The sequence below is a fragment of the Geminicoccus sp. genome, assembly GCF_035556675.1.
GTDB lineage: Bacteria > Pseudomonadota > Alphaproteobacteria > Geminicoccales > Geminicoccaceae > Geminicoccus.
This window is the reverse complement of the sequence record NZ_DATMFZ010000211.1, coordinates 1-10,298: the sequence shown is the minus strand read 5'-3', so window position 1 is coordinate 10,298 and position 10,298 is coordinate 1. Positions and strand designations below refer to the sequence as shown.

The following is a 10,298-nucleotide window of genomic DNA, read 5'->3' as shown; positions in this document are numbered from 1 at the left end:
CAGCCTGCAGCGCCAGCCGGTACGGGCGGTGGGGGTGAGCAGCTTCGGCTTCAGCGGCACCAACGCCCATGTGGTGGTGGCCAAGGCGCCGGAGCAGGCCCCGGCCGCCCGTTCCCGGCCGGCGGCGGTGCTGCCGCTGGCGGCAAGGACGGAGACGGCGCTGGCCACGCTGCGCCAGGCCTATCTGGACCGGCTGGCCGAGGGGGCGGACTGGCCGGCCCTGGCGCACACCGCCGCCCTGCGCCAGGCACGGCTGCCCTGGCGGCTGACGGTGGCGGCGGGCGACGGAGCAGCAGCCCAGCAGGCACTGGCGAGTGCCCCGGCGGCCAGGGTGGCCGGCCGGCCGAAGCTGGGCTTTCTGATCACCGGGCAGGGCTCGGCCCATGCCGGGATGGCGCTGGACCTGCTGCCGGGTGCGCCGGTGCTCCAGGACGTGCTGGCGCGCTGCGATGCGGTGATGGGGCTGGACCGCAAGCTGGCGGAGATCTTCGCCGACGGCACCGCACTGGGGCAGACTGGCTACGCCCAGCCGGCGCTGTTCGCCCTGGCGGTGGGCCTGGGTGAGCAGTTGCGCGCCTGGAACATCACGGCGGACGCGCTGCTCGGGCACAGTGTCGGCGAGTATGCCGCGGTGGTGCTGGCGGGCATGCTGTCGCTGGAAGACGGGGCGCGACTGATCGCGACGCGCGCCCGGCTGATGCAGGCCTTGCCGGCAGGCGGCGGCATGGCGGCGCTGCTGGGACCGGCCGAGGCGGCCCAAGCCCTGCTGGCCCGTCATCCCGAGCTGGAGGTGGCAGCCTGGAACGCCGCCAGCTCCATCACCGTGGCCGGGCCGGCCGCGGCCATCGCCCGGCTGGCCGCCGATCCGGCCGTGGAGCGGGCCGGGCTGATGGTGCACGTGCTGCCGGTCAGCCATGCGTTCCATTCCCGGCTGCTGGAGCCGATGCTGGCCGAGCTGGAACAGGTAGCCGACCTGCCGCACCAGCCGCCACAGGTGCCGGTGGTCAGCAACCTGACCGGGGGCGTGCTGGCGCAGCGCGACGGGCGCTACTGGCGGGAGCACGCCCGCCAGCCGGTGCGGTTCGCCCAGGGGCTGCAGGGGCTCGAGGAGCTCGGCTGCGATCTGTTGCTGGAGCTGGGGCCGCAGCCGGTGCTGGCGGGCTTTGCCCGCGAGGTGCTGCCGGCCCTGCCGACGCTGCGGCGTGGCCGGCCGTCCTGGAGCGTGCTCCTGGAGACGCTGGCCGAGCTGCACCAGCGGGGCTGCGATCCGGACTGGCCGGCCATCGACCGGCCGTTCCAACTCCCCACCACCCAGGCACCAAACTACCCGTTCGAGCGGCAGAGCTATTGGCTGGACGATCCGACACTGACGCGCGCCGAGCCGGCCACGCCGCCGGCCCGCCCGGCCGACGAGGTCGGTGAGGAGAAGGTCTGGGGCTTCTACGACCAGCTCGCCGAACTCGCCCAGACCTACCAGGAACAGGCGGACGGGCCGGTGGACGGCCACCTGACCTTCGGCCTGCTGGATGCTCCCGAGCCCGGCTTCTCCTGGATCCGGGTCCTGTTCGAGGGCGCTGCCGCCGGCCGGCACCACGAGCTGCTGACCAGCTCGCAGCGGGCCATCAAGGAGCTGGCCTTCCAGTCCCTGGACCTCGGCAGCCTGCGCCGCGTCCTGGACTTCGGCTGCGGCCACGGGGCCGACCTGATCACGCTGGCCAGGCGGGCGCCGCATCTGGAGCTGCACGGCTTCACCATCTCGGCGCGCCAGGTCGCGGTCGGCCGCGCGCGTGCCGCGGCCCGGGACCTGGCCGGACGGGTCCACATCCACCACGGCGACAGCGCGCACGACCCGTTCCCCGGTCGGTTCGACCTGATCTTCGGTTTCGAGGTCGCCGGGCTGATCCAGGACAAGGCCGCCCTGTTCCGCAACATCGGCAGCCACCTCCATCCCGGCGGCAGCATGGTGATGGCGGACTTCGTCGCGACCGGCGACCGGATCGCCGCCCTCGACACCGCCTCCTTCACCCCCACTGCCCGCGACTGGGCCGAACTGTTCGCCGGCCAGCGCCTGCGCATCACGGCCTGCACCGATACCAGCGCCGAGGTCGCCAACTTCCTGGACGACCCGACCTTTGCGGACGAGGTCGACCGGCTGGTCGCCCGCTACGGCTTTTCCGAGCTGACCCGCCGCCACCTCCTGTCCAACCACAATATCGGCCAGGCCCTGCGCCGCGGCCTGATGCGCTACCTGATCCTCGCGGCGCATCACGAGCCGGCCACCCGCCCGGAGCTGCTGCTCGCGGCCAACGAGGCGATCCTGCAGGCGCCGGACAGCCGCTCCGCCGCCCAGCCCTGCCCGGAAGCCGCCTGGTTCTATCGCTCTGAGTGGCGCCCGCATCGGATGATGCAGCTGGCCGCGCAGCAACGTGCTCTCCTGGACGAGCACACAGCGGCCGCAGCTGCCCTGGACGGTCTGGCCCGCCGGTTCGTCGCCGAGGCCGATCTCGCCACGGCCACGCCAGCACCGGCCTACCGCGCGCTCCATGCCCATCTGCTCAAGACCGCAGGTGCTCCGCCCGCCGATGCGCCAACACCGCCCGACTTGCCCGAGGCGAGGCTGCTCCTGCGCTGCGGGCCGGCACTGCGCGCGGTGATCGAGGGGCGGCAGGATCCGCTGGAGCTGCTGTTCCCGGCCGGCGATCTCGCCGCCGCAAGCGCGCTCTACCGGGATTCGCCCTTCACCCGTGCCGCCAATGCGGTCGCGGCGGAAGCCTTCGCCGAGCTGCTGGCCGGGCGCGGCCCCGCCCAGGTGATCGAGGTCGGCGCCGGCACCGGCGGCACCACCGCCACTTTGCTGGACCGCCTGCGCCCGGGCGACCGCTACCTGTTCACCGACGTGTCCCCGGCCTTCGTCACCGCCGGCACGCGCCGCTTCGGTTTGGACGGCCAGCCGTTCGACCTGGAGCGCCCGCTGGCAGGCCAGGGAATCGAGCCCGGCCGGTTCGACATCGTGGTCGCCGCCAACGTCGTCCATGCCACGGCCGACCTCCGTCAGACGCTCGCCCGCATCCGGGAGCTGCTGCGCCCGGACGGCGCCCTGCTCCTGGTCGAGAACGGGCGGCCGATGCTCTGGGGCGACCTGACCTTCGGCCTGACCGAGGGCATGTGGCGCTTTGCCGACCACGACCTGCGCCCGGACTACGCGCTCCTGCCGCAGCCTGCCTGGCTGCGGCTCCTGGCCGAGGCCGGCTTTGCCGCCGAAGCGATTGATACCGGCACCGAAGCCACGGCCACGGCATCGGGGCTGGTGGTCTATGTCGCCCGCCGCAGCGATCGCCGGGTCATCCGGACGGCCGGCGAGGATGTCGCGGGTGCCACCGACATCATCGACGACCGCGCCCTGCAGGTGCGGGAAGCCGGCGAGGTGCCGGGCCTGGTAGCGGCGGTCCTGGACCTCGCCCGGCAGGCCGTCGCCCAGCCGGTGCCGCCGCGGCTCTGGCTGGTGACGCGCCACGCCCGGGCGGTGCTGCCGGGCGAGGCGACGGTCCCGGCCCAGGCGGCCGTGCTGGGCATCGCCAACAGCCTGGCGCTGGAGCATCCGGAGCTCCGGGTGACCGTCCTGGACTGTGACGACCCGGAAGGTGCCCGCGCCATCGTCGAACAGGACCCGGCCGAGACCCGGCTGGCCCTGCGTCGGGGAGAGCTGCACGCGCTGCGCCTGACCGGCATGTCGATGCCTGCCGAGCCTGCGACGCTGCGCGAGGACGGCTCCTACCTGATCATGGGCGGGCTCGGCGGGGTCGGCCGGCAGGTGGCCCGGGAACTGGTCGCGGCCGGTGCCCGCCAACTAATCCTGGCCGGTCCCACCCTGCGCGAGGTCGAGATCGAGGGGGCGGAGGTCACCCGGCTGCGCTGCGATGCCGGCGATGCGGCTGAGGTCGAGGCGCTGATGCGCCAGCTCGCGATCCTGGATCCGCCGCTGCGCGGAGTCTTCCATGTCGCGGGCGTGCTCGACGATGCGGTGCTGGAGGGCCAGCGCGGCGAAAGGATCGCGCGGGTGCTGGCCCCCAAGGTAACCGGCGCGGACCTGCTCGACCGGCTGAGCCGCGGCCTGCCGCTCGACCATTTCGTCCTGTTCTCCTCGTCCGCCGCCATGCTGGGTTCGGCCGGCCAGGCCAACCACGCCGCCGCCAACGCCTTCCTGGATGCCCTGGCCGAGCGGCGCCGTGCCGAGGGCCTGCCGGGCCTGAGCATTGCCTGGGGCGCCTGGGGCGAGGTCGGTGCGGCGGCCAGGGTGGGCGAGGAGGTCGCCCGGCGCGGCCTGCGCCCGATGCCGCCCGCAGCCGCCGCCCGCGCCCTGCGCCGGGCCATGGCGGGCAGCGACCCGGTGCTGGGCATCATGGACGTCGACTGGCCCGTCTTCTGCGCCCGGTTCGGCGGCCAGCCACCGCCATTGTTCGATCTCGTCCGCCCCTCGACTGCCGAGGGCGCGGCCGTCTCGGCACCGGCCACGGCGCAAGCCGCAGCGCCGGCCGCCGTCGCGGCCCGGGACTTCGCGGGCCTGCCGCCGGAGCATCGCTTCGACGCCCTGCTGATCGAGGTCCGCGGCTTGGCGGCACGGATCCTGGGGCTGCCGGGCATGGATGCGGTGCCGGCCGACGCGCCGCTGCGCGAGCTGGGCCTGGATTCGCTGATGACCGTCGAGCTGCGCAACGCCCTGGCCGCACTCGCCGGCACCAAGCTGCCCGCGACCCTGGTGTTCGACTGCCCGACCTGCCGCGAGCTGGCGGGCTTCCTCGCCGCCGGGCCGCTCTCCGCCCTGATCCAGCCGCCCGAGGCGATCCTTGAGGCGGCCGGTGACGGCTTCGACGACCTCGGCACGGACGAGCTGGCAGCCCTCCTGGAACAGGAGCTGCTGGCGGCAGGGCGCCATCTCGACGGGGCGGCCGAATGAACGACTCGCTGAATGAACGCCTGAAGGAATCGATCCGGGCGATCGCGGCGCTGCGCGCCAAGGTCCAGCAGCTGGAAGCGCAGCGCCCAGGGTCCGAGCGCGGTACGCCGATCGCCGTGACCGGCATGGCCTGCCGGATGCCGGGCGCCCGGGACCTGGACGGCTTCTGGCAGAACCTCCTGGACGGCGTCGATTCGGTGGGTCCGGTGCCGGCCGACCGCTGGGACGGTGCTGCCTGGCACGACCCGGACCCGGATGCGCCCGGGCGGATCGGCTATCGCGAGGCGGCGTTCCTCGACGGGATCGACCGGTTCGACGCCGAGCTGTTCGGCATCTCGCCGGCCGAGGCCGTCTCCATGGACCCGCAGCAGCGCCTGCTCCTGGAGGTCGCCTGGCATGCGCTGGAAGATGCCGGCCTGGCGCCCGACCGCCTGCAGCGCCGGCCGGTCGGCGTGTTCCTCGGCCTGAACAGTACCGACCACCTGCTCTCGGCCCTGGCCGACCCGGATGCCGTCGACCCGCACATGCTGTCCGGTGCCGTGGCGAGCGTCGCCGCCGGCCGGCTCGCCTTCGTGCTGGGCCTGACCGGGCCGGCCCTGGTGGTCGACACCGCCTGCTCCTCCTCGCTGGTCGCTGCCCAGCTCGCGGTGGAGAGCCTGCGCCGCGGCGAATGCGACATCGCGATCGTGGGCGGGGCCCACCTCCTGCTCGAGCCGCACGTGCCGGTGGCGCTCAGCCGGGCGCGGATGCTGGCCCCGGACGGCCGCTGCAAGCCGTTCGGCGAGGGGGCCGACGGGTTCGGCCAGGGCGAGGGCTGCGGCGTGGTGGTGCTGAAGCGCCTGAACGATGCCGAGGCGGCCGGCGACCGGGTCCGCGCCGTCATCCAGGGTGCCGCCGTGAACCAGGACGGCCGCTCCGCCGGCCTGACCGCACCGTCCGGCCGTGCGCAGGAGGCGGTCATCCGCGCCGCCCTCGCCGATGCCGGGCTGGAGCCTGCCGCCGTCGACGCGATCGAGGCGCACGGCACCGGTACCGGCCTGGGCGATCCGGTCGAGATGCACGCCCTGGCCAGGGTCTTCCGCGAGCGCGACCGGCCGCTCTGGGTCGGCTCGCTCAAGGGCAATGTCGGCCATCTCGCCGCCGGGGCCGGCATCGCCGGGCTGATCAAGGCCGTGCTGATGGTCGAGCACGGCACCGTGCCGTCCTCCCTCCATTGCCGCCGCCTGAACCCGCATATCGAGCTGGACGGGGCCGACCTGCGCGTTCCCGGCAGCCTCATGCCGGTGCCGCTGCGCGCCGTGGGCGTGAGCAGCTTCGGCTTCAGCGGCACCAACGCCCATCTCGTGGTGGCGCCGGCACCAGTTGCGCGGAACGAACCCGGGATCCCGGAGAACCACCGGCCGCAACTCCTGATCTCGGCGCATACCCCGCAGGCCCTCCAGGAGCTGGCCGCCGCCTACCGTGAGAGGCTGGCCCAGGCACCCGACAGCTTCCGCGACCTCTGCCACAGCGCCGCCGCCGGCCGTGCCCGGCTGCCCTGGTGGATCTGCGTCGCAAATCCCGACGAGCTCGCCACGGCCGTACCCCGCCAGGGCGGCCATCCCGAGATCGGCCCGCAGCCCGGCCGCCGGGTGGTGCTGCCGCTCACCCCGCTGCAGGGCCAAGCCTTCCCCGCCCGCCGCAGCCATGCCCTGCCGGCACCCGCAGCGCTGCCGGGCCGCTTCATCGACAGCCCGTCCGCCGATCGCCAGCTCGAGACCGTGCTCGACCTGGCCCGGCTGCCCTGGCTGGCCGACCATCAGGTGGCCGGCCGGATCGTCGTGCCGGGGGCCGTGCTCCTGACGCTGATGGCGGCCGCGGCACCGTCGGACCGGCCGCACCTGGCCGACATCCACTTCATCGAGCCGGTCGTGCTGGATGGTCCGGTGCGCCTCGTCACGCTGGCCAGGCCTGACGGCGAGATCACGGTCACGAGCCGCGGCGGTGCCAGCTGGATCACCCACGCCCAGGCCACCGCCAGCGTCATCGCCGCGGCCCCACGGACAGAGCGCCCTGCTGCCGGCACGGCCCTTTCCCGCGAGGCTTGGCGCACCGCGCTGGCCGGTCGCGGCATCACCATCGGCCCCGCCTTCCAGGCGATCCAGCGCATGGAACGGGCGGACGGCCGCGCCGAAGCCATGCTGGAGCGCCCGGACGGCCTGCGCCCGGACGGCGTGCCGCTCCATCCGGCCCTGCTCGACGCGGCCCTGCAGGTGGCCGGCGGCACGCTGGAAGGCGAGGCGACCCTCCTGCCCGTCGGCATCGGCCGGGTCAGCCTCCTGGGCGCGGCCGATGGACCGCTGCGTGCGACCGCCACGCGCCGGGAGGGCGGCGACGAGTCCGCCATCGACATCGTCCTCGAATCCGCCGGCCGCCCGGTCGCCCTGGTGGAAGCCATGCAGGTGCGGGAGGTCGCGGTGACCGCCCCGCCGGACTGGCTGGCCGGCATCGTATGGGAAACCGCACCCGAGCCGGCCCTTCAGGCGGCCCGGCCGGCCACGCTCGTGCGGGTGGGCGAGGCCGGCCTGCCCCCGGCGGCAGCACTCGGAGAACTGCGCCGGCTGGCGGCACTGCCATCGCCCCCGCGCGTCTGCCTGGTCATCCGGTCGACCGCGAGCGACCCGACTGCCGGGGCGGCGGTCGGCCTCGCCAGTGCGCTGCGCCAGGAGCGGCCGGAACTCGACCTGCGCTGCATCGAGACGGTGGGCAAGGTCGCGGACGAGGCCATCGCCGCCGAGGCGGCCCGACCGGACGGCGAGCCCTGGATCCGCCTCACCACCGCCAGACGCGAGCGCCCGCGCCTGGTGAAGCTGCCGGTACCCGTGGCGCCGCCCGCGGACCTGTCCGGCACCGTCCTGATCACCGGCGGGTTCGGCGGTATCGGCCGGGCGATGGCCGGCTGGGCGTTCGCGCGCGGTGCAACAGCGTTGGTCCTGGTCGGCCGGCACCCGGCGCCCCTGCCGCCCATGCCCGTCCCGGTCGTGCCGCTCGCCCTGGATGTCGCGGCCGCCGATGCCGCAGCCGTCATGGCGGCTGCCCTGAATGGCCTGCCGCCGCTGGATGCGATCATTCATGCCGCCGGCATCCGCGGCGATGCGCTCCTGGACGAGCTGACCCCGGAGCAACTGGACGCGGTGCTGGCGCCGAAGCTGGCGGGTGCCCTTGCCCTCCATGAACTGAGCCGGCGCCACCCGGTCCGCCACTTCCTCCTGTTCGGCTCGATCGCGAGCTTCATCGGCGCTGCCGGCCAGGCCGCCTATGCCGCCGCCAATGCCGCGCTCGATGCATTCGCCGCATTCCGCGAGGCAAAGGGCCAGCCGGCGAAGGTCATCGACTGGGGTCGCTGGGAAGGCGAGGGCATGGTCGCCACGCTGAGCCCGGCACAGCAGGCGCGCATCGACCGGCGCGGCATCCTGCCCATGCCGGTGGCCCAGGCGCTGGCTGCCCTGGACGCGGCCATCGCGCGGCCCGAGGCCCGGATCGTGCTGGCTGCCTTCGACCGGGCACTCCTGGCCGCTGCCGATCCGCCGCCGCTCCTCCAACGCTATCTGGACGAGGTCCCGGCGCAGGAGGCGCCCGGCGACGACGTGGCCTCGATCGTCGCCCGGGTCCTCGGCCGCCCGGTCGAGCCGGACCGGCCGCTCACCGCCTACGGGCTGGATTCCCTGATGGCGGTCGACCTGCGCAACCGGCTGAACCGGCGGTTCGGCGCCAGCCTGCAGCTGGCCGACATCCTGTCCGGCATCGACCTGGCCGGGCTGGATCGGCGGCTCGCCGAGCTGGCCGACGACGAGGTGGAGGTGCTGACCCTATGAGCATCGCCGACCTCGTGCGCGATCTGGAGCGCCGCGGCGTCGAGCTGGCGGTGGACGGCGAGGCGCTGACCATGCGTGCGCCCAAGGGCGCGCTCGCCGATCACGACCGCGAGGCGCTGCGCCTGCGCAAGGGCGAGATCCTGGCCTGGCTGAAGGGCGAAGCCGCCGAAGCGGATGCCGGCAGCTTCCCGCTCACCGACATCCAGGAAGCCTATCTGGTCGGCCGCGCCGCCGAGCTGGAGCTGGGCCGGGTCGGCTGCCACGCCTATCGCGAATTCGAGGCGGACAGCTACGACCTCGCCCGGCTGGAGGACGCCTGGAACCGGCTGGTCCGCCGCCACCCGATGCTGCGCGCGGTGTTCACCGGCGACCGGCAGCAGGTCCTGCCCGAGGTGCCCCACTACCGGATCGAGGTCAGCGACCTGCGCGGCGATCCCGAGGCCGCGCCGAAGCTGGACGCGATCCGCGCCGAGCGCTCGCACCACGTGTTCGACCCGGCCGGCTGGCCGCTGTTCGACATCCGCGCGACGCTCTTGGACGACCGCGTCCGCCTTCATGTCGGCGTCGACCTGCTGATCGCCGATGCGGTGAGCCTGGTGCAGCTGTTCCAGGAGTGGAGCGCGCTCACCAATGATCCCGATACGGTGCTGCCGGCACCGGAGGCGAGCTTCGCCCAGCACTGCCGGGCACTGGCCCGCCGTGGTGCCGGTGCAGCGGAAGCCTACTGGCAGGCGCGCCTGCCGACCCTGCCGGGCGGGCCCGACCTGCCGCGCCGGAAGCTGGACGGCCCGCCCCGCTTCACCCGCCACACCCATCGCATCCCCGCCGCAAGCTGGGCGGGCCTGAAGGAGGCTGCCCGGCAACGCGGCATCACGCCGTCCGCCCTGCTCGCCACCGCCTATGGCGACATCCTGGCCGCCTTTTCCCGGCAGCCGGGCTTCCTGATCGTGCTCACCACCTTCGCCGCCCCGCCCGGCATGGCGAACGTGGTCGGCGACTTCACCTCGACGATCCTGCTGGAGATGGACAGCACGCCCGCCAGCTTCGCCGAGCGCGCCGCCACCCTGCAGAAGCGCCTGGCGCAGGACCTGGACCATGCCGCGATGAGCGGCGTGCGGGTGATGCGCGAGCTGCGCCGCCACCGCCCGGACATCACGCCCGCCACGGCGGTGTTCACCAGCACGCTGGGCCATCAGGTGCTGGGCGGCCGCTCGCCGCTCGCCTGGCTCGGCCGCACCGTCCACGCCATCACCCAGACCCCGCAGGTCGCGATCGACCACCATGTCCTCGAGGAGGAGGGCGACCTGCTGGCCTCCTGGGACGTGGTGGCGGACCTGTTTCCCGCTGGTGTGGTGGGGTCGATGTTCGCGGCCTACCGCCGGCTGCTGGAACGGCTGGCCTCGGGCGAGGGCTGGTCGGGCGGGGTGGATGCGGCGGTGGATGTCCCGCCCCGGCCGGCCCCGGCGGTGGCCTTTGCGCCCGAGCCGCTG

3 protein-coding genes are annotated in these 10,298 nt (G+C 74.2%); all 3 read left to right on the top strand.

Going from position 1 to position 10,298, the window contains the following annotated elements; all coding sequences use genetic code 11:
• Positions 1-28: 28 nt before the first annotated feature.
• Positions 29-4,954 (top strand): KR domain-containing protein, encoded by a 4,926-nt coding sequence (locus tag VNS22_RS15000; RefSeq protein WP_325733753.1) that lies wholly within the window; start codon positions 29-31, stop codon positions 4,952-4,954.
• Positions 4,951-8,808, top strand: coding sequence for a type I polyketide synthase (locus VNS22_RS14995; protein ID WP_325733751.1), 3,858 nt, complete (start codon positions 4,951-4,953; stop codon positions 8,806-8,808). The genes VNS22_RS15000 and VNS22_RS14995 overlap by 4 nt, the downstream gene beginning before the upstream one ends.
• A partial coding sequence (locus VNS22_RS14990) for a condensation domain-containing protein (protein WP_325733749.1) occupies positions 8,805-10,298 on the top strand: 1,494 nt, incomplete at its 3' end. The genes VNS22_RS14995 and VNS22_RS14990, both read left to right, overlap by 4 nt.

What these genes read in the sequence shown, in the direction of transcription:
- VNS22_RS14995 (WP_325733751.1), top strand. Translation starts at nt 4,951, where the DNA reads ATGAACGACTCGCTGAATGAACGCCTGAAGGAATCGATCCGGGCGATC.